General features: G+C 71.5%; 23 protein-coding genes. 10 read left to right on the top strand and 13 right to left on the bottom strand.

The window, feature by feature from the left end:
• The first annotated feature begins 51 nt into the window (after positions 1-51).
• The 5 genes from C4B68_RS08455 (at position 52) to C4B68_RS08475 (ending at position 6,832) form a co-directional block, all read left to right on the top strand.
• Complete coding sequence (locus C4B68_RS08455) at positions 52-327, top strand: acyl carrier protein (RefSeq protein ID WP_099498767.1); 276 nt, start codon at positions 52-54, stop codon at positions 325-327.
• Entirely contained in the window at positions 324-3,530 is a 3,207-nt protein-coding gene (locus C4B68_RS08460; protein ID WP_099498768.1) for a type I polyketide synthase, read from the top strand. The genes C4B68_RS08455 and C4B68_RS08460 overlap by 4 nt, the downstream gene beginning before the upstream one ends.
• Positions 3,527-4,762, top strand: coding sequence for an FAD-dependent monooxygenase (locus C4B68_RS08465; protein WP_099498769.1), 1,236 nt, complete (start codon positions 3,527-3,529; stop codon positions 4,760-4,762). Before C4B68_RS08460 ends, C4B68_RS08465 begins: the two co-directional genes overlap by 4 nt.
• Positions 4,763-4,877: 115 nt before the next feature.
• Positions 4,878-5,777, top strand: a complete 900-nt coding sequence (locus tag C4B68_RS08470; protein ID WP_167459049.1) for an SDR family NAD(P)-dependent oxidoreductase — start codon at positions 4,878-4,880, stop codon at positions 5,775-5,777.
• On the top strand, positions 5,774-6,832 hold the full coding sequence (locus tag C4B68_RS08475; RefSeq protein ID WP_099498771.1) for a 3-oxoacyl-ACP synthase III family protein: 1,059 nt from the start codon (positions 5,774-5,776) through the stop codon (positions 6,830-6,832). The genes C4B68_RS08470 and C4B68_RS08475 overlap by 4 nt, the downstream gene beginning before the upstream one ends.
• A gap of 55 nt (positions 6,833-6,887) precedes the next feature.
• On the opposite strand, the gene fabF is transcribed toward C4B68_RS08475, so the two are convergent.
• From fabF to ribB, 9 genes are all read right to left on the bottom strand, one after another.
• Positions 6,888-8,129: a beta-ketoacyl-ACP synthase II gene (fabF, locus tag C4B68_RS08480; RefSeq protein ID WP_099498772.1), complete on the bottom strand. Its 1,242-nt coding sequence runs from the start codon at positions 8,127-8,129 to the stop codon at positions 6,888-6,890.
• A 143-nt stretch (positions 8,130-8,272) separates the two neighbouring features.
• Complete coding sequence (locus C4B68_RS08485; RefSeq protein ID WP_099498773.1) at positions 8,273-8,521, bottom strand: acyl carrier protein; 249 nt, start codon at positions 8,519-8,521, stop codon at positions 8,273-8,275.
• 40 nt (positions 8,522-8,561) lie between these two features.
• On the bottom strand, positions 8,562-9,572 hold the full coding sequence (locus C4B68_RS08490) for a beta-ketoacyl-ACP synthase III (RefSeq protein WP_240634258.1): 1,011 nt from the start codon (positions 9,570-9,572) through the stop codon (positions 8,562-8,564).
• A gap of 120 nt (positions 9,573-9,692) precedes the next feature.
• Complete coding sequence (locus C4B68_RS08495; RefSeq protein ID WP_099498774.1) at positions 9,693-9,881, bottom strand: hypothetical protein; 189 nt, start codon at positions 9,879-9,881, stop codon at positions 9,693-9,695.
• Between the two features lies 1 nt (position 9,882).
• The gene (locus tag C4B68_RS08500) at positions 9,883-10,302 is read right to left on the bottom strand and encodes an SRPBCC family protein (protein WP_099498775.1); all 420 of its coding nucleotides are present in this window, start codon (positions 10,300-10,302) and stop codon (positions 9,883-9,885) included.
• Entirely contained in the window at positions 10,302-11,075 is a 774-nt protein-coding gene (locus C4B68_RS08505) for an SDR family NAD(P)-dependent oxidoreductase (protein WP_099498776.1), read from the bottom strand. Before C4B68_RS08505 ends, C4B68_RS08500 begins: the two co-directional genes overlap by 1 nt.
• Positions 11,072-11,623, bottom strand: coding sequence for an aldehyde dehydrogenase family protein (locus C4B68_RS08510; protein WP_143674221.1), 552 nt, complete (start codon positions 11,621-11,623; stop codon positions 11,072-11,074). Before C4B68_RS08510 ends, C4B68_RS08505 begins: the two co-directional genes overlap by 4 nt.
• 8 nt (positions 11,624-11,631) lie before the next feature.
• Complete coding sequence (locus C4B68_RS08515; protein ID WP_143674223.1) at positions 11,632-12,870, bottom strand: lysophospholipid acyltransferase family protein; 1,239 nt, start codon at positions 12,868-12,870, stop codon at positions 11,632-11,634.
• Positions 12,867-13,538 (bottom strand): 3,4-dihydroxy-2-butanone-4-phosphate synthase, encoded by a 672-nt coding sequence (gene ribB, locus C4B68_RS08520; RefSeq protein ID WP_099498779.1) that lies wholly within the window; start codon positions 13,536-13,538, stop codon positions 12,867-12,869. Before ribB ends, C4B68_RS08515 begins: the two co-directional genes overlap by 4 nt.
• Before the next feature lie 303 nt (positions 13,539-13,841).
• On the opposite strand from ribB, the gene C4B68_RS08525 reads away from it, so the two are divergent.
• Positions 13,842-14,363 carry a MarR family winged helix-turn-helix transcriptional regulator gene (locus C4B68_RS08525; RefSeq protein ID WP_099498780.1) on the top strand — a complete coding sequence of 174 codons (522 nt, stop codon included), beginning with the start codon at positions 13,842-13,844 and terminating at the stop codon, positions 14,361-14,363.
• 632 nt (positions 14,364-14,995) lie between these two features.
• On the opposite strand, the gene C4B68_RS08535 is transcribed toward C4B68_RS08525, so the two are convergent.
• From C4B68_RS08535 to C4B68_RS08550, 4 genes are all read right to left on the bottom strand, one after another.
• On the bottom strand, positions 14,996-15,979 hold the full coding sequence (locus C4B68_RS08535) for an NAD-dependent epimerase/dehydratase family protein (protein WP_167459050.1): 984 nt from the start codon (positions 15,977-15,979) through the stop codon (positions 14,996-14,998).
• 23 nt (positions 15,980-16,002) lie between these two features.
• Positions 16,003-16,977, bottom strand: a complete 975-nt coding sequence (locus C4B68_RS08540; RefSeq protein ID WP_099498782.1) for a ScbA/BarX family gamma-butyrolactone biosynthesis protein — start codon at positions 16,975-16,977, stop codon at positions 16,003-16,005.
• 184 nt (positions 16,978-17,161) lie between these two features.
• Positions 17,162-17,590 (bottom strand): DUF6197 family protein, encoded by a 429-nt coding sequence (locus tag C4B68_RS08545; RefSeq protein ID WP_099498783.1) that lies wholly within the window; start codon positions 17,588-17,590, stop codon positions 17,162-17,164.
• Positions 17,591-17,857: 267 nt separating this feature from the next.
• Positions 17,858-20,107: an MMPL family transporter gene (locus C4B68_RS08550; protein WP_099498784.1), complete on the bottom strand. Its 2,250-nt coding sequence runs from the start codon at positions 20,105-20,107 to the stop codon at positions 17,858-17,860.
• A 533-nt stretch (positions 20,108-20,640) separates the two neighbouring features.
• Between C4B68_RS08550 and C4B68_RS08555 the strand changes: the two genes are divergently transcribed.
• The 4 genes from C4B68_RS08555 to C4B68_RS08570 all read left to right on the top strand — a co-directional run bounded on the left by C4B68_RS08555 (position 20,641) and on the right by C4B68_RS08570 (position 25,981).
• Complete coding sequence (locus C4B68_RS08555; RefSeq protein WP_099498785.1) at positions 20,641-21,291, top strand: ScbR family autoregulator-binding transcription factor; 651 nt, start codon at positions 20,641-20,643, stop codon at positions 21,289-21,291.
• A gap of 255 nt (positions 21,292-21,546) precedes the next feature.
• Positions 21,547-22,515: an AfsA-related hotdog domain-containing protein gene (locus tag C4B68_RS08560; RefSeq protein ID WP_167459051.1), complete on the top strand. Its 969-nt coding sequence runs from the start codon at positions 21,547-21,549 to the stop codon at positions 22,513-22,515.
• Positions 22,516-22,520: 5 nt separating this feature from the next.
• Positions 22,521-25,232 (top strand): AfsR/SARP family transcriptional regulator, encoded by a 2,712-nt coding sequence (locus tag C4B68_RS08565; protein ID WP_099498787.1) that lies wholly within the window; start codon positions 22,521-22,523, stop codon positions 25,230-25,232.
• Positions 25,229-25,981 carry a 4'-phosphopantetheinyl transferase family protein gene (locus C4B68_RS08570; RefSeq protein WP_099498788.1) on the top strand — a complete coding sequence of 251 codons (753 nt, stop codon included), beginning with the start codon at positions 25,229-25,231 and terminating at the stop codon, positions 25,979-25,981. The genes C4B68_RS08565 and C4B68_RS08570 overlap by 4 nt, the downstream gene beginning before the upstream one ends.
• The last annotated feature ends 70 nt before the right edge of the window (positions 25,982-26,051 follow it).

A 26,051-nucleotide genomic window follows, 5' to 3' on the forward strand; every position in this document is an offset into this window, starting at 1 on the left:
CCCTCACCCGGCCAATGCCAAGCCCGAAAAACCACCTTCAAGGAGACCGCCATGAGCGAGATATCGGATCTGCCCATGCTGCCGACCAAGCAAGAGCTGCATGTCTGGCTCACCCAGGTCGTCGCCGACTACCTCGGCAACCCGCCGGACGCCCTCGATCCCGCCAAGCCGCTCGCGGAGGCCGGTCTCGACTCGGTCTACGCCCTCAGTATCTGCGGCGAGATAGAGGAGACCCTCGACGTGGCCGTGGAGCCGACGCTGGCCTGGGACCATCCCAGCATCGACGCGATCACGGACCACCTCCACGGAATCATCTCGACTCGATGAGCGCGCCCCCCGTCGCCATCATCGGGATCGACTGCGTCTTCCCCGGCGCGCACGGCAAGGACGGTCTGTGGGAGCTGCTCACCCGCGGCGCGAGTGCCACCCGTGACGTGCCGGCCGACCGCTGGGAGGCCTCCCGGTACCTTTCGGACGCCCCGGGCGCCCCGGAAGGCACGATGAACACGGCCCGGGGCGGCTACCTGAACGACATCGGCGCGTTCGACAACGCGTTCTTCGGCATCCCGCCCCGCGAGGCCGCCGCCATGGACCCCCAGCAACGGGTCCTGCTGCAGTGCGCCTGGCGGGCCGTGGAGGACGCCGGGCTGCGCCCCGGTGAACTCGACGGGAGCCGCACCGGAGTGTTCGTCGGCGTCATGGGCGACGAATGGGCCCTGCGGATGGGCGACTTCGGCGGAGTCGGCGCGCACACGGGTCCCGGCACCGGCCACGCCATGGTCGCCAACCGGCTCTCGTACCAGCTCAATCTGCGCGGCCCCAGCCTCGCCGTGGACACCGCCTGTTCGTCCTCACTGGTCGCGGTGCACCTGGCCTGCGAGTCCCTGGCCCGCGGCGAGTGCGACACCGCCCTGGTCGCGGGGGTCAACGTCATCCTGACCCCCGCGCTGGGCATCTTCTACACCCAGGCCGGGCTGTCCGCACCGGACGGCCAGTGCAAGCCGTTCCACCGCGACGCCGACGGCATCGGGCGGGGCGAGGGCGCCGCCGTCCTCGTACTGCGCCGGCTCCAGGACGCCCTCGACGACCACGACCCGGTGTACGCGGTGGTGCGCGGCTCGGCGGTCAACCACGGCGGGCGCAGCAACGGGTTCACCGCGCCGAGCCGCTTCAGCCAGCGCGATGTGATGACCGAGGCGTACCGGCGGGCCGAAGTCCGGCCGCAGGACGTGGACTTCGTCGAGGTGCACGGCACCGGCACCGTGCTGGGCGACCTGATCGAGGCCTCCGCGCTGGGCGATGTGCACGGCGTTCCGCGCGAGCGGCCCTGCACCATCGGCTCGGTCAAGGGCAACGTCGGGCACACCGAGGGGGCCGCCGGTGCCGCCGGACTCGTCAAGGCCGCCCTCGCGCTGCACCACCGGCTGCTGCCGACGACCCTGCACAGCCACCCGGAGAACCCCCGCCTGCGGCTCGCCGAACGCGGGCTGCGCCTGGCGGCGGCCCCGCTGCGGCTTCCGGCGACCGCGGTGGGCTCGGTGAGCAGCTTCGGTCTCGGCGGCACCAACGCCCACCTGGTGCTCTCCAGTGCCCCGGCGGCCGCCCGGAGCCTCCCCCACGCTCGGCTTCGCTCGCGCGGGGGGACCCCCATGGCGCCCCGCGCCGGACGGCCGGCCGCCGACACGCCCCACGTGTTCACGCTGTCGGCGCCCGACCGGGCGGCACTTCGGCGCAACGCCGCCGCCCAGGCCGAGCACGTGTCCGGGCAGCGGGGCGGTGCGCTCGCCGAGGTGTGCCGGTCCGCCAACCGGGTCAAGACGGGGTTGCCGTACCGCTTCGCCGTCGTCGCCGAGGGGCGGTCGGAGCTGACCCGCGCACTGGAGGAGGCGGCCCAGGACGACACCGTGCTGGACCGGCTGAGCGGGCGCCCGGCGGGCGGCATCCGCGTGGGGCTGCTGTTCACCGGGCAGGGGGCCCAGTACCCGGGGATGACCGCCGCGCTCCACCGCCGGCTGCCGCTGTACCGGAGGTTCCTCGCCGAGGCCGACGAGGCGTGCGGCGGTCCTCTCGGTTACTCGGTGACGGGTCTTATCCTCGGGGACGACCCGCGTATCCACCGCACCGGCGCCGCCCAACCGGCCCTGTTCGCGGTGGAGTACGCGCTCGGCCGCACCCTGTTGGAGCTGGGCGTCGAGCCGGCGTTCGTCCTGGGCCACAGCGTCGGGGAGTTCGCGGCGGTCTGCCTCGCCGGTGTGCTGTCGCTGGCGGACGCCGCCCGGCTGGTCTGCCTGCGCGGGGCGCTGATGGAGCAACTGCCGCCCGGTGGCGGCATGCTGGCGGTCCTGGCGGGGCTGCCCGAAACCGTGCTCGCGCTCGCCTCGGAGCCCTCGCTGCAGGTGGCCGCGGTGAACGGGCCGCGCAACACCGTCGTCTCCGGGGACCTGGCGGCCCTGGGCCGACTGCGGTCCGCGCTGCTGGCGAACGGCGTGCGGAGCAGGGCCCTGGAGGTGTCGCACGCCTTCCACAGCTCCCTCATGGAGCCCATGACGGCCGAGTTCGAGGAGGCCGCCCGGGCGGTACGGCACGATCGGCCGACGGTCCCCGTGTTCTCCTCCGTCCTTGGCGGCGGACTGGCCGACACCGCGGTGGATGCCGACTACTGGGTCCGGCAGATCACTCAGCCGGTGCTGTTCGCCGACGCGGCCCGCGCCGCCCTGGCGCCGGAGCCCACCCATGTGGTGGAGGTCGGTCCGCGCGCGGTGCTGACCGCGCTGCTGGGCTCGCTCGACCTGCCGGGCAATCCGCGGCGGCTGGCGGTCTGCTCCGGCGAGAAGTCCGATGCCCGCGCGTTCGCGGAGGTGGTCGCGGCCCTGTACCGGGGCGGCCTCGACGTCGACTGGGAGTCGCTGCATCCGCCCGCCGAGGGGCCGCGGCACCGCCCGGCGCCGTATCGGTTCTCCACGGAGCACCGCTTCACCACCTCCGTCACACCGACCGGGCCGGCCCACTCCGGGACCCTGACGGGACCGGCCCACTCCGTCACCCCGACCGGGCCGGCCCACTCCGTCACCCCGACCGGGCCGGCCCACTCCGTCACACCAACCGGGCCGGCCCGCCCCGACCACCCGGCCTCGGGGTACGACCACGCTCCGGTGCCGCGGACGGCCGTCGCGCCGGTCGCCACCCTCGCGCCCATCGGCGCCGTCGCCCCGGTCGCCACCCTCACGCCGGCCGGGCCCGTCGCCCCGGTCGGCCCCATCGCACCGGCCGCCCCCGCCTCGGTCGAGGCGGCGGTGCTGGCCGCCGTGGCCGCCGCGGGTGGTTACGCCAGCGCGGACATCGGGGCCGAGACCCTGCTCTACGACGACCTCGGATACGACTCGATGACCCTGCTGCTCATCGCCCGGGACCTCGGCAGGCGCTTCCCCGGCCTGGACCTGGCGGAGCTTCCCGAACGGCCCGCCTCCTCCTACCGCGTGAGCGACCTGGTGTCCCTGGTACGGGGCGCACTCGAAAGGAGTCCGGCATGAGTGAGCGGAACACCGAGCTCGACAGCGAGGTCTGCGTGATCGGCGGCGGCCCCGGCGGACTGATGCTGGCGCTCCAGCTCGCCCGTCGCGGGAACCGGGTGGTCGTGGTGGAGCAGAGCGCGCGCTACAAACGGCACTTCCGCGGCGAGTCCATCTCCCCCGACTCGGTGCGGCTCCTGGACCGGCTCGGACTGATGAACGCCATCGCCGCCCGGGGGGAGTTCGCCCGCACCAACCGCTTCGAGATCAGCGACGGTGGCGCCGCCGCGCTGCGGGTGGACTTCCGGGACATCAGCCCGGACGGCAGCCTGCCGACCGAGATCCCCCAGCAGGTCCTCCTGGAGGTGCTGGCCGAGGAGGCGGCCCGCCACCCGGGTTTCACCCTGCTGCGCCGCCACAGCGTCACCGGCCTGCTGCGCTCGGCCGACGGCCGGATCACCGGGGCCCGCTGCACCGGCCCCGACGGTCCGCTGGACATCCACGCCGACCTCACCGTCGGAGCCGACGGAAGGTTCAGCAGCGTACTGGAGCTGAGCGGTCTGCCGTTCACCAGGAAGCCGCTCGGCCGCGACGTGCTCTGGTTCAAGGTGCCGCTGCCCGACACCTGGGACGACGACACCGTGCGGGTCCGTATCGACCGGGACCGGCACGCCCTGATGCTGCCGACGCACCCCCGGTCCCTGCGCGTCGGTCTCAACATCCCCAAGGGCGGACTGAAGCAGGTCCGCGCGCAGGGGCTCCCGGCGCTGCACGGCCAGATCACCGCGTTCGCCCCCGAGCTGGGTCCCGCGGTCCGTACCCACATCACCCGCTGGAGTGACCTGTCCCTGCTGGACATCTTCACGACATCGGTGCCGCGCTGGTCGCGCGACGGCCTGGTGCTCATCGGGGACGCGGCGCACACCCTGTCGCCGATCCTGGGGCAGGGGGTCAACCACGCCATCATGGACGCCCTGGCGCTGGCCCCCCTCGTCTCGGACGCCCTGACGGCGCCCGACCGGCGCCAGCGACTGGCGACCGCCCTGACGCGCTTTCAGAAGCTGCGGGAACCCGCGGTGGAACGCACCCGCCGGACCCAGTCCGCCCAGGAGCGGGCGTTCGGCCTCTCCAGTGCCCCGGCCGTGCAGGCCCGGCAACGGGTGTACCGGCTGGTGAACTCCCAGAAATGGCTCAAGCACTGGCTCTGGCGCCGGATCTACTACACGCTCCCGCCTCGCCTGAGTTCCCCGTAACTCCCGTACGTCCGTTGCCCCGTAACTCCCCGTCCCGGACGTCCGGACATCCCGGATGTCCCGGACGCCCCGTCGAACCGTCGAACCGTCGAACCGTCGAAGGAAGGCAACCCCCATGCAACGCAGCATCGCCGGCCAGCGTGTCCTCATCACCGGCGCCTCCAGCGGCATCGGACGCGCGCTGGCGCTCGCCCTGGGTGCCAAGGGCGCCCGGCTGGCCGTGGCCGCCCGTACCGAAAGCTCCCTGCACAGCCTGGCCAAGGAGATCACCGCGGCGGGCGGGCCCGCCCCGGTCGTCCTCGTCACCGACCTGTCGGTGCCCGGCAACGCCGAGGTACTGGCGGACCGCGCACTGGAGCACCTCGGGGGCGTGGACATCCTGATCAACAACGCCGGGGTCGGGTGCTTCGGCTTCCAGTGGAACGTCGGCGACCGCGACGAGGCCAGGGAGGTGTACGAGACCAACTTCTGGAGCCCGCTGGCACTGGTGCGGGCCATCGTGCCGCAGATGCGGGCCCGTGGCACCGGACTGGTCATCAACGTCTCGTCGCTGATGCAGCTGCGCACCTGGCCGGGCCTCGGCTACTACGCCTCCTCCAAGTCGGCCCTGGCCGCGATGACCGAGACCCTGCGGCTCGAACTGATGGGGACCCGGATCGGGGTCATGGAGCTGCTGCCCGGCCCGGTCGACACGCAGTTCCTCTCGGAGGCCGCCCACTCGCCCGGTGCCCGTCACATCCTGCGGAACCTGCCGATCGGCAACACGGACAAGCTCGCGGTGGCCGCCGTACGCGCCATCGAGCAGGGCAAGGCGCGCCTGGTCTATCCCCGCCGGCTGGTGGCGGCCCTCTACCTGCCCATGCTGGTACGCCTCAAGGCCGCCCGTGCGGTGCGCGGGGCCGGCGCGGACATCGACGCGGACGACGCCCGCGTCCTGCGCTCCGGTTCGACCGGCGACCCGGTGGCCCGGCAGGCGCGCGCGGAGTGGGCCATGTCCCACCGGCAGGCGTCGTGAACGGGCCGCGTACCAGCGTCCCCCACATCGCCGGGACCGGCGCGGCGCTCCCCGGCGACCCGGTGGACAACGAGTCGCTGGCCCGGCTGCTCGGAGCCAGCGCCCGCTGGATCGAGGACTTCACCGGCAACCAGGCACGTCACTTCGCCACCGACCTGGCCACCGGGGACTCCTCCCTCACCCTCACCGATCTGTGCGAAGAGGCCGCCGACGCCGCGCTGGCGGACGCCGGGGTCGACCCGGGCGAGATCGGCTTCATCGTGCTCGGCACGGCCACGCCCGACCATCTGATGCCCGCCACGGTCAACCTGGTCGCCGACCGGCTCGGCATCGACCAAGTTCCCACCTATCAGCTGCAGTCCGGCTGTGCCGGGGCCATCCAGGCGCTCGACACGGGCTGCCGTCTGCTGCGGGACGCGGACGCCGACGACGACCTCACCGGCCTGGTCATCGGCGGCGACATCTGCAACAAGCACTTCGCGCTCCAGCAGGACTTCCAGCGGCTGCCCCCGAACCAGCTGGTGAACTACATGCTCTTCGGCGACGGGGCGGCAGCCGCCGTGCTGTCGCGCCGTCCGCGCGGACATGCCGTCGCTGTCCGACGGGTGCTCCAGCGCTTCGTCGGCCTCGGGCGCCCTCCGGGGCAGGTCATCGAGTGGTTCGGCGCCGCCGACCGGGACGACGGACGGCCCCCCGCCGGCGAGGACTACAAGGCCATCGAGGAGTACGTTCCCCAGCTGGCGGAGGAGATCGTGCGCGAACTGGCCGAGTCGGTCGGCTGGAGCCTGGGGGAACTGCACCATCTGCTGCCCCCTCAGCTCTCCGGCCGCATGACCCGGCACATCGTCGAACGGCTGGACGTGCCGGCCCATGAGGTGAGCTGCGTGGCCACCACCGGCAACAACGGCAACGCCCTGCCGCTGCTCCAGCTGGACCGGCTGATGCCCCTGATGCGCGAAGGGGAGCGTGCCCTGTGTGCCGCCGTCGAGTCCAGCAAGTGGCTCAAGGGCGGACTGGCACTCGAGAAGGTCCCCGTCGGGGCGGACGCCGCCTGACCTTCCGCGCCGTCACGACCACTCCCCCGGTCAGTCGGCGCGGAAGGTCCTGCGGTCAGCCGGCGCGGAAGGCGAGGGCGACGTTGTGGCCGCCAAAGCCGAAGGAGTTGTTGAGGACCACCGCGGGTCCGGCGGTGAGTTCTCTGGGCTTGTCCCGCACGATGTCCAGGTCGGCCCGCTCGTCGGGATCCTCCAGGTTGATGGTGGGCGGCGCGAGCCGGTGGCCGAGGGCGAGGACGGCGATCGCCGACTCGACCGCGCCCGTAGCTCCGAGCAGGTGCCCGGTCATCGACTTGGTGGCGGAGATCGCGACCTGGTCGGCGGCGCTGCCCAACACCGTGCGCAGCGCGGCGAGTTCGGCCAGATCGCCCATGGGCGTCGAGGTGGCGTGGGCGTTGACGTGGACCACGTCCTCGGGGCGGGCGCCGGCCTCGGCAAGGGCCGCGGCGATGGCCCTGGCCACGTCCCGCCCGCCGGGTTCGGGCTGGGCGATGTGGTGGGCGTCGGAGGACAGCCCGACTCCGGCGGCCTGGCACAGGACCCGGGCGCCCCGGGCCGCGGCGTGTTCGGCGGACTCCAGGACCAGGACCCCGGCGCCCTCGCCCATGACGAAGCCGTCACGGCCCTTGTCGTAGGGGCGGGAGGCGCGCTCCGGGGCGTCATTGCGCTTGGACAGGGCCATCATGTTGGCGAAGGCGGCCATGGGCAGCGGGTGGATCGGGGCTTCGGCGCCCCCGGCAATGACGACGTCGGCGGCGCCGGAGCGGATCAGCCGTATCGCGTGCCCGATCGCCTCCGCGCCGGAGGCACACGCCGACGCGGTCGCGTGCACGCCGGCCCGCGCGCCGAACTCCAGGCCGACCTGAGCGGCCGGGCCGTTGGGCATGAACATGGGCACGGTGTGCGGGGAGACCCGGCGCGGGCCACGCTCACGGAGGGTGTCGTAGGAGTCCAGGAGCGAGGTGACGCCTCCCAGTCCGGAGGCGAGCACCACGCCGAGGCGGTCGGGATCGGTCCTCGGGGCCCCGGCGTCCTGCCAGGCCTCGCGGGCCGCCACCAGGGCGAACTGCGTGGATCGGTCGGTCCTGCGGGCCAGCGCCGTACCGACCTGCGGCCCGGGTTCGGCCGCCGCCCGGCACGCGAAGCGCACCGCCGACTCCTCGGCCCAGGTCTCGGTCAGCGTCCGTGCTCCGGAACGCCCCGCGAGCAACCCCTCCCAGGTGCCGGGGACATCGCCGCCGAGCGGTGTCGTCATCCCGAGCCCTGTGACGACGACGGTGCGGGGTGCGGTTCTCATCGTTTCCTCCTGTCTGCGGGGCTCTCGGGGCTCGTTCAGTGCGCGCGGGACTCTCGGGGCCGGTTCGGTGCACGGGGCTCTCGGCCCGGTTCGGTGCGCGGGTCTGCCGGGGGCGCTCGGTGCGCGGGTCCGCCGGGGCCCGTTCAGGCGGCGCCGAGGATGTGGTCCACGACGTCGCCGACGGTCCTCAGGTCTCCGACCCGGCCGTCGGGGATCGTGACGGCGAAGCGTTCCTCGGCGGCGACGACCAGCTCGATCAGCGTGAGTGAGTCGACCCCCAGGTCGTCGGCGAACGACGTGTCGGGCCGGACGTCCGCCGTGGGGGCGCCGGCGATCTCGCTCACGATCTCGGCGAGACCGGCCACGATGATCGCCTGCGGGGTGACGTCCATGGCGGAACTCCTTCAGCCTGAGCGGTACTTGGGGGTGAGGTCAGGGCAGTACGACGACCTGTGCCGCGTACGACAGACCCGCGCCGAACCCGATGGTCAGCGCCAGGCCGTCGCGGTGCGCCTCGCCCGAGGCGAGCATCCGCTCCATGGCCAGCGGGATGGAGGCGGCGGAGGTGTTGGCCGCGTACTGGACGTCACGCGCCACCGCCACATCGTCGGGCAGCCGCAGGGCCTTGGCCAGCGCCTCGATGATGCGGAGATTGGCCTGGTGGGGCAGGAAGGCGGCCAGGTCGGCGGCGTCGATGCCCGCCGTGTCCAGCGCCTGCCGCGCCGCCTTGGCCATCTCGTAGACCGCCCACCGGAACACGGTCTGGCCCTGCATGGTCAGCGCCGGGAACCGCAGGGAGCGGTCGGTGCGCAGGTCCTGCCAGGAGGCGGTCTGTGTGATGGCGTCGCTCTGCGCGCCGTCCGCGCCCCATGCCACCGGGCCGAGGCCGGGGACCCGGGAGGGGCCGACGACGACGGCTCCGGCGCCGTCGGCGAAGAGGAAGGAGGTGGCGCGGTCGTCGTGGTCGATCAGGTCCGACATGCGTTCCGAGCCTACGAGTACGACGTATTCGGCGCTGCCGCCGCGCACCATGTCACCGGCCAGCGCCAGTCCGTGGGCGAAGCCGGCGCAGGCGGCGGACAGGTCGAAGGCCGCGGCGTTCGTGGCGCCCACCCGGTGGGCTATGTCGGTGGCCACCGCGGGCAGTTGCTGGAAGTGGGTGGAGGTGGCCACCACGACACAGCCGATCTGCCGCGCCGTCACACCGGCCTGTGCCAGGGCCTTCTCGGCCGCGGCCGCGCCCATGTGGGCCACGGTCTCGTGCGGGTCGGCCCAGCGGCGTTCGGCGATGCCGGAGCGGTCGCGGATCCACTGGTCGCTGGAGTCGATGCGGGGGGCGATGTCCTCGTTGCGGACGATCCTGGAGGGCCGGTATCCGCCCACTCCCAGGATGCGGGCGTGTGAGGAGCCGGGCGGCGTGCGCAGAACGGGGGTGGAGGACACAGCGATCTCTCCTGTTCGGTCGGGGAAGGCGCGGTGGGCCCGTGCGCGGACGGGGGAGGTACACGGACGGGCCCACCGCGGTCGGTGCGCGGCCACCGGGACACGGGTCCTCGGGATCGCTCAGTCGAGGCCGCGCAGTATGTGTGGTTCCGACGGGTCGTCCGGGAACTGCGCCAGATGGATCGGCGCGGGCTGCGACCAGCCGTCGGGAAACGGCGGGGCGGCGGCCACGTCCTCCGGCCGGACGACCAGGTCGGAGGACGGGACCAGGAGCGGCTGGGGCCGCGGCCGCGCGTCGGGGGGCTCCATGTCAGGAGGTCCCGGCCAGGACGCGTGCCTCGGCCCGCTTGTACAGCCGCTCCAGCCGCAGTTCGGCGACGTTGACGGTGGCGGAGCGGAGTACGGAGGCCAGGGCGCCGCGCTGCTGGAGCGCGTGCGTCACATGGGTGCCCGAGCCGTGCGGCCGCAGCTGCCAGGAGTTCTCCTCGGTGAGGCCGGGAACGTCCCAGCGGCCCTCGATCAGTTCGTCGGTGATCTGCCGGTACGCCCAGTGGCCCCGCAGTCCGCCGCGGACCACGATCGGGTAGCGCTCTCCGACGATCGCGTGCTTCGGCCCCTGGATGGTGAGGAACGCCGAGTTCCAGTCGGCCAGTTCGGTGGGTTCGAGCAGGATCTGCCGGACCACGTCGGGCGGGGCCGGGATCAGGATGTGTGAGCTGCGCGTGTTCATCAGTACCTCATTCCTCCGTCGGTGCGGATGACCGTGGCGTTGATGTAGTCCGCCCCCGGTCCGGACAGGAAGGCGATGGTGGCGGCGGTCTCCTCTGCCCTGCCGAGGCCCAGCAGGGCGCGGTCGACCATGCGCCGCTGCTGGGCGGGGGCGACGGCGGCGCCCAGACCGGTGTCGAGGATGCCGGGGGCCACGACCGCGGTGCGGATGTTGTAGGAGGCGTATTCCTGGGCGACGGTGAGAGCCAGTCCGTGCAGGCCGGCCTTGGACGAGGTGTAGCTCGCCTGGCCCGCGTTGCCGGTCAGCGCGGTCACCGAGGAGACGTAGATGATCCGGCCGTAGCGGGCGCGCATCATCGTCTTCAGCGCGTGCTTGGTGGTGAGGAACGCGCCCCGGAGGTTGACTCCGTGCACCGCGTCCCAGTCCTCGACCGGGGTGCGGACCAGGAGCTGGTCCCGGGCGATGCCCGCGTTGTGGATCAGGACGTCCAGCCGTCCCAGCCGCCGGGCCCTGGAGATCAGTTCCACGGCGGTGTCCTCGGCGGCGATGTCGCCGGGGACCAGGTCCAGCCGGTCGGGGTGTTTGTCGGCGAGCGCCTCCAGGCCCGCCGAGGGCGAGCGGTGGTTGGCGATGACGCGTGCGCCCTCGGCGAGCAGGGTGGAGGCGGTCTCCAGACCGAGTCCGCGGCCCGCGCCGGTCAGGATCACGACCCGCCCCGCCAGGGGCTCGCGTGCTCCATGCGAGCCTCCGGCGGCGGTGGTCTGGACCGTCATGACGCGGCCTCCATCATGGCCAGGGTTGCCTCTGCCGGGGCGAAGAGATGGTCGGCAGCGGACCTGAGCCGGTCGTTGTTCAAGGGACGGGGGTGGCGGATCCGGGCGAAACGCAGGTTGCAGGGCGTCTGGCCCGGCTCCTCGACGAGCAGGTGCGGCAGGAGCAGGTCGGGCTGCCGGTCGATGTGGCAGTCCGTGTCGCGCAGGAACGTTCTCCCGCGCTCGCGCAGCGGCTCCGGAAGCCAGTCCAGGGCCGGAATCCGGAGGTCGGCGAGGTCGCCGTCCACGGTGATCCTGGCCGCCAGGGACTCGGGAACCTGGGCCACTTCCTCGGCGTACATCGGGACGTCGATCTGTTCCTCGTCAACAAGAACCAGGACCGCGCCGCCGTCTTCGATGTGGTCGGTGACCTGGCGCGCCTGACGGGCGGTCGGCCACAGGTCGGCGAGGGACCAGCGGCCGGCCGAGACCGGCCGCCAGATCAGACGCCGCGGTCCGTCGAAGACGACCAACGTGCTGCCGCACCACAGTGTCGGTGCATCGCTCATGGTGCTGATCACCCCCTCACGGGTGAGGTCGGGCCGTCGGCGACGGCCAGGGCGGAGTAGTGGGCGGCCGCACGGCGTCTGCGGTCCGCGGTGCGCAGGTCGGGCGCCGGGGAGTCCAGGACTCCACGCAGGACGTGAGCGGCCTCGTCGTCGCGGCCGCCGGCCATCAGGGCCTCGGCGTAGGCCATCGGGAACCGGGTGTCGGCCGCGCCCAGGCGAGCCGCTTCCCGGAGGTGGACGACTCCTTCCTCGGTACGGCCGCCCAGCGGGCGGGGCGTCATCAGATGCCAGCGGCCCAGTACGTAGCGGGCCATGACATGGTCGGGGTCGATGGTCAGGGCCTGCTCCGCGGGACGCCGTACGCTCCTGAGCAGAGCCGGGCGCAGCGGTGCCGGGGCGTCCATGGCCCGCAGGCCGGCGAGCCGGGCGCGGGTGACCAGGGCGTCCAGGTTGTCCGGATCGGCGCGCCGGGCCAGGCCCAGCAGGATCCGGGCCTGCTTCTTGCGGTGCGCGGCGGGCAGTTGGTCGGCGCGGCTGAGCATGGTCTCCAAGGCGGCTTCCGCCCGTTCGGCCAGTTGCTGAGCCGCTTCTCGGTCTCGGTCGGGAGTGGGATTGCGGGCGGCTTCGGTCAGGCGGACGACCGCTTCCCGGGCGGCTTCGGCGATGGCGGCGATCCGGCGGGGCCGGGGCAGCGCCGGGTCGACGGCCAGCGGGGGTCCGAACACGACCCGCGCCTTGGCCCTGCGCGGTACGACGGCCCCCTTCGGCAGGATGTCCTGGTTGCCCCACATGCCCACCGGGATGACCGGGACACCGCCCCGGTCGGCGAACCGGAAGGCGCCGTCCTTGAAGGGAAGCAACGGCCATCCCGGCCCGCGCGTGCCCTCGGGATAGACGACGAGGGCACTGCCCGAGCCGAAGACCCGGTCGACGGAGGCCAGCAGCTCACGGCCGGGCCGGTCCCGGTCGACCGGAATGCCGCCCATGCCCTCCGTCCACCTGCTCCGCAGCGGGTGGGTGAAGCTCTCCGCCTTGGTCAGGTAGAACGTCGGGGCGTCGCGGAACACGGTCAGCAGTGCGTCGAGCACCAGGTGGTCGGCGAAGCTGTTGTGGTTGGGCACCAGGACGAACGGCCCACTGGCCGGTACATGCCGGACGCCCTCGACGCCGGCGAGGTACCGGTGCACGACTGCCGGGCGGGTGACGGCAGTCGATGCACCGGCCATCAGCCGGGGTATCCGGCTCACTTCGCCTGCGCGGTCTGGGCCGCGGCGTACTCCCGCAGCTTCTCGATGCTGGTGAGGACCAGGCCCTCGCGGCGGGCGAACTCCACCAGCTGCGGCAGCCGCGCCATCGTGCCGTCCTCAAGGATGATCTCCACGATCACACCGGAGGGCGCGAGGCCGGCGAAGCGGGCGAGGTCCACGGCGGCCTCGGTGTGGCCGGGACGCTCCAGGACGCCGCCCGGCTTGGCGACCAGCGGGAAGATGTGACCGGGGCGGCACAGGTCCTCGCTGGTCCCCTTGAGCATGAGCTCGATGGTCTTGGCGCGGTCCGGTGCCGAGATGCCCGTGGTGACACCGTGCTCGGGAGAACCGTCGACGCTGACGGTGAACGCGGTGCCGTTGGGGTCCTCGTTGCGAGCGACCATGGGCGGGAGCTGGAGCTCGCGGGCCCGCTCCTCGGTGACCGAGACGCACACGAGGCCGCGGCCGTGGGTGATCATGTAGTTGATGGCCGCCGCGTCCGCGTATTCGGCCGCGACGATCAGGTCCCCCTCGTTCTCCCTGTCTTCGTCGTCGACGACCACGATCAGCTCGCCGCGGGCGATGGCAGCGACGGCCTCCGCCGCCTCGTCGAGCAGGATGGTGCCGGCCGTGGAGTCAAGGGTCGCTTCGAGGATCTGCGCGGTCATTTCATTTCCTTCGCTTGGCGTGAAGTGCACTGGCGCGGAAGTGAGGCCAATCCGATGTCGCACCACCGATGATCCGATGTCGCAACATCGATGACCCGCAACCGATGATTCATCATGCATGATGCAGCATCGATGTCGCAACACCAATGAGGTGTCATCGAAGAAGTAGTTGAAAGCGTTCCGGTTGGCTCATTTACCCATGCCGCGTCATTGAATGACGCGACATGGATGTTGCGTCATCGACAAAAGTGATGGACCATAACCGTCATCAGCCGTGCCCCGGACTCATTCAGCGAGGTCCCCATGCAGAACGCGCAGTCAGTCAGCGAATCGCCGCCGATAGAGGTCGCCCCACCGCCACCGCGCGACCACTCCAGCACGGAGCTGCGGTATCTCCTGCTGGCCGCCCAGCGCGAGGGCGCCCGCCAGATGGCCGCCGAGTTGCGGCCGCTCAACCTGACACCCGCGCAGGCCGAGATCCTCCTGGTGCTCTCCCAGCGCGCTCCGCTCACCCTCGCCGAGGTGGGACGCCTCATCGTCTGCGAGAACCACAGCCCGAGCCGGATCGTCGACGCTCTCGTCAAGCGCGGCCTCGTGTACCGCGAGCCGGGCCAGATCGACCGTCGCGTGATCTATCTGCAGCTGTCCCCGCAGGGCGAGGAGCTGCTTCCGGAGCTGCGGAAGATCGACGCCTCCGTGGACGCCATCGTCGGCGACCGGCTGAGCGAGCAGGAGAAGCGCGTCATGATCGAGTCCCTGCGCAAGATCATCACGGGCACTCCGAGCGCCACCGCGATGGCGCAGCGCTTCCCGCGACAGGGCTGACGGCCCGCTGCCGGCTCAGGCGCCCCGCACAGACGTCGAGGCGCCGAACGGTACGGACACACATGCGGACGGGGTGTCGGCTGTTCGCCGGGGAGCGTGCACGAGGGCGGTTTAACTCGATCGTGTGATGGTCGGCTTCCGGGCTTGCGGCGTCCTGGACCGTTCGGGCAACGGTGATCGTGCGATCTGGGACGCCGGGTACGGCGCCAGCGTGCGGGGCCCCCGCTCCACCGGAGTGATGGTTCGGGGCCTCCCCGTCGCCTGGCCGTACCCATCTGGCCAGGTCGTCAGGAAACCGGCCTCCCGGGATCGGACCACGGACAGGATCCGCGTCGCTGCCCCGGGGTTGGGTACGCCGAGGACCAGTGCGCCCAAGACCGTTCGGGGCGTGCGGCTGAGCGGACTCGCTCCTGCTCAGTCCACAGAAACGGTAGGGACGATGGGCGCGCCCATCGTCCCTACCGGCGGGGTCTCCCGCGCCGGACCGGTTCGCGAAGGTGGCAGGCGCCACCGGAACGCGAAAGTGGCAGGACCGCGGACTGTTGACGGTCCGCGGTCCTGCCACCCTCGACGTTTTCGTTTTCCCTGCGGGTTCCCTTGGGTTGTCCCGCGCGGTGAGCCGAGCCCGTCGCCTACGAAACCCCGGCCGCCGAGGCGCGGTGATGCTGCCGGTACCAGGACGCGTGGCGCGCGAAGCCCTGCGCGAAGCCGGCTCCCGCGGCACTGCCGGTGATGGGCCAGATGCGGGAGCAGTCGTACCAGTGATCCGTCGCGACCAGGGACAACAGCCGGGCCCGCCGGGCATCCTGCTCGGCGCCGAGCAGCAGCCGGGCGCGGGCCAGGGAGATGTCCCGCGAGGGAAGCGGCAGCTCCAGCGCGTCGGCGACGGCGGTGAACAGTTCCCGGGACGTGACCGGTTCGGGGTGCCCGGCGTGCAGCACCGCGGGGGTGTCATGTTCCCAGGGAGCCAGCGCTAGGGCGGCGAGGGCGCGGGCCAGGTCGTCGACGGCGATCAGCGTCATGCGGCTGTCCCCCGCATCGATCCAGCCCGGCAGCTCCGGGAGCAGTCGCGCCACCATCGGAACCACCCAGCGGTCGCCCGCGCCGTAGACGAGGTGCGGGCGCACCACCATGCCGCCCGCTTCCAGCACCATCTCCTCGGCCCGCAGGCGCGTGAGGCTGGCGGCGGACACCGGCCGCCGCGGCGGGCCGTCCTCGGGCACACCCCGATGGCAACCGTCCTCGTAGACGGCGGTGGTACTCAGATACAGCACCCTGCGGACCCCGGCCGCGGCCGCCGCACGCAGCAGGGCCCTGGTGCCGTCGACGTTGACGGAGGCGCACTCCTCCAGCGTGCCCTCGACCCGGTTGGCGAGGTGGACGACCGTGTCCACCCCGTCGCACAGCTCCCGCAGCGCGACATGGTCGTCCAGTCCGGACGGAACCTCGCGCACCACACCCCGCCCGGTCTCCGGCAGCCGTACGGCACGCCGGTGGGCCAGCAGCCGGACTTCAGCCGGAGCGGGGTGAGTTGACGAGGTCGGGCTCAGCAGGGCACGGACGACATGGCTGCCGATGAAGCCGCTTCCTCCGGTCACCAGAAGGCGGTCCCCCACGGCGGGCACCCCGCGCAGCGGCCTCATCCCTCAGCCGTTTCGGCGAGGAAGTCGATCTCGGCCTGGACAACGCCGTACTGCTCGATCAGGAACCGCACCGAGAGGCGTCCGGCGGGGTCGGGCGGTCCGGGCACGGCCTTGACGAAGGTGGGGCCGTCCAGCTCCAGGTAGTTGCTGAAGCCGGACCTCATGGCCACGGGGACGAGGGCGTCGGGGCTCGTCATGTGCAGCAGCGCCTGCCGGGCCGCCTCCAGGACGACCATGCCGGGCACATGGTCGACGGGGTGGTCGAACAGTGCGGGGTGCCGGTGATCGATCTGCAGCTTCCACAGATGGTCCGGTCCGGCGGTCGCGATGACCACGTCGCCGGGCGAGGAACGGCCGACCAGCTCTGGAGCCACCGGCTCGAACATCTGGTGGGCGTCGTTCGGAATGTCGGGGGGCGCGGGCAGGGCCCAGGCGACGTTGCGCAGTTTCGCGTAGGCGGCCGGCGAGATGCAGCGGTAGGCGCCGCTGCCGGAGCCGATGGTGACGCCGTCGCGTTCGATTCGGGCCTCGAAACCCAGGGCGGTCAGGCTGCTTCCCCGTATTCGGGTGTCGAAGCAGTGGATATGGATGAGGAGGTCGCTGGGCTTGTGGCCGAGCAACAGCCCCGCGGGATCCACGTCGTACGACATGGTCTTCATCAAGAAGGCGTGCCCCAGCGGCACTTGGTATCCGAGGTGGCCGACGAACAGGCCCGCCTGACGGATGGTCTCCGCCAGCAGCAGCGGGTCCTGCCGGCCGCGGGACGAGCGGTAGAAGCTGTGGTTGCGCGGCCATTGAGCGGCCAGCGAGAAGTGATCGCCCTCGGAGGCGAGGACTCCGGTGAGCAGCACCTCCGAGATGCCTGCCCGGTGAACGTAGGCGCGCGGGACGGTCCGCTCGTACAGATCGTCACGGGTGCTGAGGCGGGAGTTCGCGATGGCGGGAATGTCTGCGGACGGAACGCTTAACACGTTGACCTTGCTCCCCAGTTCGAGCCATTTGGCGTTCGATTGGGGAAGCGTAGGATACCTACCATGCGGTTTTCAAGGCTTCCCCGGAGGGCCCCGCACGCAGGCCGTGACCAAGGATTCCCGGCCCCGTACACGCACCCAAGTGACGTGCGTATTCAGCCAATTGACTGAACGTCAGTAATCTTCAGTGGCTTTCACCACACCGGCCCGGCAGCGAGCAGGCGGCCGGGATCCGGGCCGGGCGGTGCCCTGCCTCCACGAGTACGGCGACCACCTCGGCCCTGCGGCGGGAGGGGGCGTCGTTCCAGGCGGCCAGGAGCTCCCAGTTGTCGAACGGCGCACTGCCGTGCGGGTCCAGCCAGAAGCGCATCAGCGCCAGCGCCTGTTCGGCGCGGACATCGCAGGTGTCGGCGTGCCCCGTGGCCGCCCAGACCAGGGCCCCGGACAGGGACGCGGCCTGCGGGCAGCTCGCGGAGCCGACGAACTGCACCCGCTGGCACCAGCCGCGCTCGGCGATCAGGAGCGCGCTGCGCCGAAGTATGAGGGCCATCTCGGGAGAGGGGAATCGCGAGCCGACCGGGCCGGCGAGGGGCTGCTGAAGGGCCATGGTCATGGCGGTGAACTCTCTTTCCGGTGAACTGGCGGTACGGGGCGTTCTGGTGATCCGGCGGTACGGAGCGCCGCGGTGAACTGGCGGTACAGAGCGCTGCGGTGAACTGGCGGTACAGAGCGATCCGGCGAACCGGCGGTACGGAGCGATGCGGAGCTGACAAGCCGTGCAGATGGCCGATCCGTCGCCCGCCCCCAGGGGAGTGGGGCGGGCGACGGACCAGGGGGGTGCTGCGGCGGATCCGGGGATCGATCCTGAGCCGGGGTCAGCTCACCGCAGCGCGGGGTCCGCGGACTTGGTGCCGGCGGCGGAGACCGGCTCGACCTCGGACTCGGACTCGACGGCCGACGCCGCCGGGGCGACCTCTCCGGTACGGCGGCTGCGGCCCCAGATCCGGTCGCCGATCAGCAGCAGTGCCGCGGGCATGACCAGGCGTCGGACCACCACCGCGTCGAGGATGACCGCGACGGCCAGACTGATGCCCAGTTCCCGCACGATGCTGATCTGGGCGCTGGTGAAGGAGGCGAAGACGGCGACCATGATGGCGGCGGCACCGTTCACCTGTCCGGCCGTGCGGGCCAGACCGCCCAGGACGGACTCACGGTGCGAGACGCCGCCGAGGTACATCTCCCGCATCCGGGCGATCATGATCACCATGTAGTCCATGCTCAGGCCGAACATCACGGCGAACAGCATGAGCGGGGTGACGCTGTTGATGGAGTGGTCCTTGTTGCCGCTCAGCAGGGCCAGGAAGCCCAGGCTGGCGGCCACCACCGCGGCGTTGAACACCAGGGCCAGCAGCGGCAGCAGCGCGGAGCGGAAGGCGAAGGCCAGGATCAGGAAGCTGAGCAGGGCGACCGATCCGACGACCAGCGCCACCGAACGAAGGACGAGGGAGTCGAAGTCGGACCCGGTGGCCGTCGCGCCGGCGAGCTGCGCGGTGACCTTGGAATCGCTCTGCTTGTCCAGCTGCGAGCGCAGCTCGTCCACCAGGTGGTGGGCGGCCGAGCTGTCCGGGTCCGCGCTGGGGATCACCAGGACCCGGGTGACCAGGGTGTCACCGGTACGGGCCCACAACTGCTGCACGGCTGCCTGCGTCTTGGCGTCCAGCGTGCTGCTGTCGGCCAGCGCGGCGGGCAGCGTGCCGGCGGGCAGACCCACCGTGCTGATTCCCTGGACCCCTTCGACGCCGGACTCGGTCTTCGCGTAATCGGCCATCGTGGTGGCGCTCTTGACCAGCGCCGCGGAGTCGTCGACCTTCGCGGTCAGGACGACCTGAACCGGGAACATCTCCCGGATCCCGATGTCCTCCTTGATGCGCTCGAGGCCCTGACGGGCATTGTCGTCGGCCGGCAGGATGTCGGCGCTGGCGACCGGGACGCGCAGGGTGAGCTGTGCGGCCGGGGCGGCCAGCGCGGCGAAGGCGACGGCGAGACCGGCGAGTACGAGGCCGGGGCGGCCGGTGAAGCGGCCGGTCCGCTCGGGCCGAGCGGTGGCAGTGGCGGCCGCGCCCTTGCGGCGGCGCAGGGTGCCCCAGTTGATGCGGTGTCCGAGCAGCTTCAGTACGGCCGGCAGCAGCGTCGTGGCCATCGCGACGGCGACCACCGAGACGGTCACACCGCCGAGAGCGATGCTGGTGAAGGACATGGCGCGGGGGATGAAGAGCGCCGACAGCGCGACGACGACCGCCAGGCCGCTGAAGAGGACCGAGTGGCCGACGGTGCGCATCGTGCGGTCCAGAGCCTGCGCCACCTCCCGTCCGTCGGCGAGCTCCTCACGGAACCGCTTGATGATGAAGAGCGAGTAGTCGACGGCGACGGCCAGGCCGACCATGGACACGATGTTGGTGAAGAGGCTGTTGACGTCGGTCACCTGCGTCAGCCCGTAGCCGATGGCCTGGGTGATGGCGAGGGTGACACCGGCCAGCACCAGCGGGACCGCCATCGCGGCCACCGACCGGAAGACCAGGAGCAGTACGACGAAGAGCACCGGGAAGGCGATCATCTCGGCCCGGGTGACGTCTTCCTTGGAGTGCATGTTCAGGGCGTAGTCCAGCGCCGGGGCGCCCGTGACGTCGACTTCCACGTTCTTGCCGACCTTGCCGGCGACATCCTCCTGCACGTCCGGCACGAGGTTCTGCACCGTGGTGTTGTCACTGGTGAAGCCGACCTGGAGGAACGTGGTCCGGCCGTCCTTGGACATCCACTCGGGGTGGGTGCTGACGTCCGCGATCTCGGACACCCCGGAGCGCTGCGCCGCGTCGCGGGCCTTGCCGACCTCGTCGGCCACGTTTCCCGACTTGTCGTGCAGGACCACGAGCAGCGAGTTCGGCGCTTCCTTGAAGGCGCGCTCCAGAGTCTGCTGGGCGTGTACGGAAGCGCCGCGGGGATCGGAGAAACCACCCGCCTTGAGGGCTCCTTCGAGCTGGAGCGTGAAGGGAATCGCCAGGGCGATCAGCAACAGCCAGCTTGCGACGACGGCCTTGGGCCGCTCGATGGACAGTTGGATCAGTTTCTTCATGATTGTTTGCTCCTGGTATCGGGACCCGGATGCCACCTGGGTCCGGGCTTGCCGACGAGGGCGATGACCGGGGCGTTCCGTCTGGTGAGCGTTTTGTTGATGTCTGCGTGATGTGTGCGTGATGTCTGCGTAAGGCCCGTGTGAGCGCCTTGATTTATCGACGACGGCTCATTGATGACTCATCATCAATGATGCGCCATCGATGACTCATCATGCATCACGCGTCATCGATGCCGCAACATCTTTCGCCCTATCCGGGATCGCTTCGATGGACCCCGACAGACATCGACAGGCATCGACGCGCATCGACGGACGTCACCGTGCATCGACGGGCATCGACGGATATCGATAGGCGTCGACGAGCGGGCGCAGATGGGCACCGATCCGGAGGACTTCCCTCCGATTCCCGATCGCACTTCCCGCCCGCCACACCCTGGCGAGCGAAGGGCAGGGGAACTTAAGCTGAAGGAAACCAACCAAGCGGTTTTGGTTTCACCAGGATCCACCGAAGGGCACCAAGGGGCACCATAGAAATGACCAGGCAGGAACGAGCCCAGCGAACCAGGCGCAAAATCCTGGAGGCGGCAGCGTCGGTCTTCGCCGAACGGGGGTACTCCAGCGCCGCCATGGCGGAGATCCTCAAGTCCGCGGAGATGACCAAAGGCGCTCTCTACTTCCACTTCCCCAGCAAGGAAGCCCTGGCGAAAGCCGTGGTGGAGGAGCAGTTCCAGGCCACCATCATCGGGAGACCGAGCCCCGGCGCCGCCGGCGACGGCCCCGCGCCCGCTCCGACCGAAGCCGTGCAGGCGCTCATCGACATGAGCCACCGGCTGGGGCGGCGGCTGCAGGAGGATCCCGTGACCCGCGGGGCGATCCGGCTGGCCATAGAGCACGGCTCCTTCGCCGAACCCGACCCCGGGCCCTACCGGACCTGGATCGCCAGCGTGCGCGAGCTGTTGAGCGAAGCCCGCGACCTCGGGAACCTCAGGCCCGGGCTCGACATCGATGTCCTCGCCGAGGTGCTGGTCGGCTCCTTCACCGGCATCCAGCTCGTCGCCCACGTACTGTCCGACCGCTCGGAACTGCGCCACACGCTCACCGAGTACTGGCGGACCACCCTGCCCGGCCTGGTACCGGAGAAGCACCTGGCCGAACTCGACCCGGGCGGGTCCAAGGGGATCTGAGTTCCAGGCGGGGCTGAGCCGCGGGAGGGCCTAAGCTCCCAGCGGCCTTAGCCCCCAAGTGCCCAGGCTGCCAGGGGAGTTCGAGCGGCCACGGTGACGCAGACGACCCGGAGTACCCGGACGACCCGCTTCTGTAATCGAACGTTCACACTGTTTCGGCCGGAGTGGCTAGAAAACCGCATGTGTGGTTTGTACGCTCGAGGCTGCGCACGCCTCGCCAGACCCTCGCCCCTTCCGGCACGAGAGGACAGCACGGTGACCGTCACCCCTCTTGCCCGTCCGCACCCCGGACCCGCAGTCCCGACCGTCAGCACGAGGCACGTCACGCACCGCCCCGCGACCCCGGAGGAGTTCCTCCTGGGCACGGTGGTGCCGGGAGACTGCCGGTTCACCCTGTCCGACGAACTGCCCAGGGCCGAGCTTCCCTTCGAGGACGGCGGGCGCTGGACTCACGACCTCCATTACGTCACCGAGGCGATGCACAGCGTCGCCCGGCTGGCCGCCACGCGCTATCTGAGGGTCCCCGCCCGCCGCCCGCTGAAGGTCGCCCGCGCCACGGTGAACCTCGACACCACCGTGGCCTCGCGACGCGTCGGGCAGTCGGGCCATGCCACCACAGACCTGCGCCTGCGCCGCACCGTCTCCCAGGCCGGCGTCACCGGCCTGGACTGCGACGCCACCGTCTTCATGCAGGGCGTCCGGTACGCGACCGGCACCCTCTCCGTGGAACTCCCGGGACAGCCGGACGGCGGGGCCCCCGCCGCCGTACACGACAGGCCGCGGCCACCGGTGCGTACCGGACTCCGGCCCCGTCCCGCGCAGGTGGGCCGCTTCGACCAGAGCAATGTCGTCTTGTCCGACCCGCGGTTCGGGCCGGACTCCCAGCTGACCGCCGACTTCCTTCCCGACCCGGACAACCCGGTCTTCGACCCGGCCCTGAACGAACGCGCCTGTCCCATGCTGCTGGTGGAGGCCACCCGGCAGGCCGCCGTGCTGGCCGCCTGCGAGTTACGCGGATTCACCCCCGCCTACTGCCTCACCGTCCGGTGGAGCGGACAGTTCCCGCCGGGCATCGGCCGCGGAGCACCACTGAGCTGCCGTACGGTGCCGGGCCCGGTCTTCCGCGACAGCCTGGGGCGCCCTGCGGTCGACTTCGAGATCACCCTGCTCAGCGGCCCCACCCCGACAGGCACGATAGGCACCACCCTTGTGCTGGACTGCTGAGGCCGATGCGCTTTCACATCCTGGGTCCCCTGGCAGCCCATCCCAGCACCCCGTCCCCGGCCAAGCACCGCGCCCTGCTCGGATCCCTGCTCGTCGACTCCGGCCGCGTGGTGCCCACCGACGCCCTCATCGAGGAGCTCTGGGGCACCAACCAGCCCCGTACGGCGCGCAGCACCCTGCAGGTCTACGTCTCACAGCTGCGCAAGACGCTCTCCGACGGCGGCCCCTCCGTCCTGCTGACCCGGACTTCCGGATATCTGCTGGCGACCGCGCCCGGCGATCTCGACCTGGACCGCTTCCACGAACAGCGCACGGCCGGCGACCAGGCGTACGCGTCACAGGACTACGAGCGGGCCGCTCGCCATCTGCGCCAGGCCCTGGCCCTGTGGAACGGCCCCGCACTCGCCGACGTACCCCAGGGCACACGCCTGCGGACCGCGGCCGACCGACTCGACCTGTTACGGCTGGACACCCTGGAGCAGCGGATCTCCGCCGACCTCTGGACCGGCCGCTACCGGCAGGTGATCCCCGAACTGACCGAGCTCACCCGGGCGCATCCCCTGCGCGAGTCCCTGCACGCCCACCTGATGGTGGCCCTCTACCAGTCCCATCAGACCTCCGAGGCACTCAACCTCTACGACCGGATCCGCCACCGCCTGGCCGACGAACTGGGCGTCGACCCCGGGCCCGGACTGCGCGAACTGCATCTGCGCATGCTCGACTCCACCGATGTCAGGCACTTCGAACAGTGCCTGTCCGCCCGGCCGGTGACCGCCTCCCGCGCAGCCCCCGCGCCGGGGTCCTGGCCGTCGCGCACGGAACAAGCCCCGGTGGTGCACCTGCCGCGTCCCCTCCCCGGCCCGAGCCTGCGCCGCGAGCAACTGGGCGAAGCCGAGATGCTGCTGAGCCGCATCCGCCGCTCCTGCGAGGGAGGCGTGCTCGCGATCACCGGCGCGCCCGGAGTGGGCAAGACCGCCTTCGCCACCGAACTCGCCCACCGCACGGGTGATCTGTTCCCCGACGGCCGCGTACTGATCACCCTGCGCGGCGACGACCACAGTCCCCTGTCTCCGCGCGACACCCTGCTCCGCGTCCTGCGCAGGGTCTGCCCGGCCGAGGCGACGCGCTTCTCGCAGCGTTCCGCGAACGACCTCGACGACGTGACGGTGATCCTCACCAACCTGCTCAAGGGACGCCGGACCCTGCTGGTTCTGGACGACGTGCACAGCGAGGCGCAGATACAGCCCCTGATGGCGACCGACAGCACCCTGGTCGTCACCAGCCGGAGGACCGCCCTCTCACTGGACGCCGTCCGGTACACGGCCCTCGGCCCACTCGCCCCCGAGGACTCCGCCGTGCTGCTCGCCCACGCCGCCGGCGCTCCCGTCGAGGAGGATCCGCAGGCCGGCGCCGACATCGCCCGGCTGTGCGAGCACCTTCCGCTGGCCCTGCGCGGCGCGGCGGCCTGGCTGGACGCGCACCCTTCCTGGCCTGCCCGTATGCTCGCCACCCGGCTGGAGGATCCCCGGACCCGCCTCGACACCCTCGCAGTCGGCGAACACGACGTACGCTCACGGCTTTTGACGGTCTATCAGGACCTCCGACCGGCGGAGCGACAGGCTTTTCGCCTGATGTCCCTGACCCCGGCTGTCGACTTCGCGCCCTGGTCCGCCGCCGCGCTGCTCGATGTCCCGGCTCAGCAGGGAGCGGACATCATCGAAACCCTCTCCCAGGTACGTCTGCTGACCCCCGTCCCTGTGCCCGGCAGGCCGGCCCGGTTCCGCCTGGACCGGCTGACGCACCCGCTGGCCGCCGAACTGCTGGCCCGCGATGACTCCGGCGGCTCCCACGGCTCCGACGTAGCCGATCATTCCGGCGACGACTCGCGGGAAGCCCGCAGCGCCGTCGCCCGCCTGAGCACCGCCTACCTCCACCGGGCCCAGGAAGCGGAAAGGCAGCTCACACCGGGGCGCCGCCCGCAGGCCGACCCCAACCCGCCGGAACTCCGCGAGCCGGTGGCGGGGGAACCCACGGGCTCCCCCGCCACCGCCCTGCGCTGGTTCTACGAGGAACACGCGAGTCTGCTCGACGTCTTCCACGCCGCCCACGCCGCCGGGCTCTGGGATCAGGTGGGCTCGCTGGCCGAAAGCCTCGTCGGCTACTACGAGACCGGTGCCGCCTGGGAACCCTGGGCCGCCGTCGGCGAACTGGCGCTGGACGCCGCCCGCCGGGCCGCAGACCCACGCGCCGAAGCCGTCGCGCTGTGCGCCCAGGGCAGCCTCGCCTGGCAGCGCCACCAACTCGACGTCGCCGCCGCCCGCTTCGGGCTGGCGCACCGCCGGGCGCGCCAGGCGTCCCACCGCCACTCCGAGGCACGCGCCCTGATCGGCCTCGCCGACACGGAGTACAGCTGGGGCCATCTGGAGGCGGCGCGCCGGATGTACACCAAAGCCATCCTGCTGTCCCGCACGGACTCCTTCCCGCACAGTCTGTGCGACGCCCTGCGGGGCCAGGCACTGGTCGAGCTCCACTACGGCGACGCCCAGGCGGCGCTCGACGGCTTCACCGCGTGCCGGGACACCGCCCACCGCACCGGCGACCAACGCTGGGCCAGCTACGCGTCCCGCATGGCGGACCGGATCCACGAGGGCGTCCTCCCGGGCGACGACGCCTCCTGGGAAATCCGCCCCGGCGTGTGGTCGCTGCCCGACGTGTGACGCCTCCCCCGCCGACCGCGCCCCTGCCCCTGCCCCGGCACGTCCTCGGAACCGAGCATCCGTGGCAGCTCGTACGAGACGATTTCGCGCGCCTGCGCACGGTGTTCGTGTACTCACGGACCGACGAGTGGTCGGCGGTCGCCGACGACGAGCGCCGCCTGCCGCTCCTGCTGGGCCACGAGACCGCACGCTGGCGGCGGCTGCCCGCCACCTCCGCGCGGCGGCGGTTCGTGGCCTCCCGCGCCCTGGTGAAACACACCGCCGGCGCGCTGCTGGGCATGCCGCCCCACGCCGTCAGTCTCAGCAGCACCTCCGCCGGGGCCCCTCACCTCCCGGCAAGCCCCTGGCTCCGGGTCAGCCTCAGCCATACTGACGATCTCGTGCTGGCCGGATTCAGCACCGCCGGTCCCGTAGGAGTGGACGTCGAGCGGTCCGACCGCCCCCTCGTCGCAGCAGGACTTCCGGACGCGTTCTGCACCGCGGACGAACTCGCCTTCCTCCACGATCTCCCGCCGCACCGTCGCAACGCCTGGGCCGTACGCCTGTGGACGCTCAAAGAGGCCTATACCAAAGCCCTCGGCCTGGGCATGCGTCTGCCCTTCCCCGCCTTCGGCTTCCATTTCCCCTCCGGCCGGCCCAGCCTGCGACCCCCGCTCGGCCGGCCCGAACTCCAGTCACCCACTTGGCAGTTCAGCACCCATGGCCTCTACCACCCCCACTACACGGCAAGCTTCGCCCTCGCCTCCTGACCGCGCCCTCACCCGGCCTCCCCGCCCGAACAGCCGTGATGTGACAGACATCACAGTGCGCCAACGCACA

This window comes from Streptomyces dengpaensis, assembly GCF_002946835.1.
Lineage (GTDB): Bacteria > Actinomycetota > Actinomycetes > Streptomycetales > Streptomycetaceae > Streptomyces > Streptomyces dengpaensis.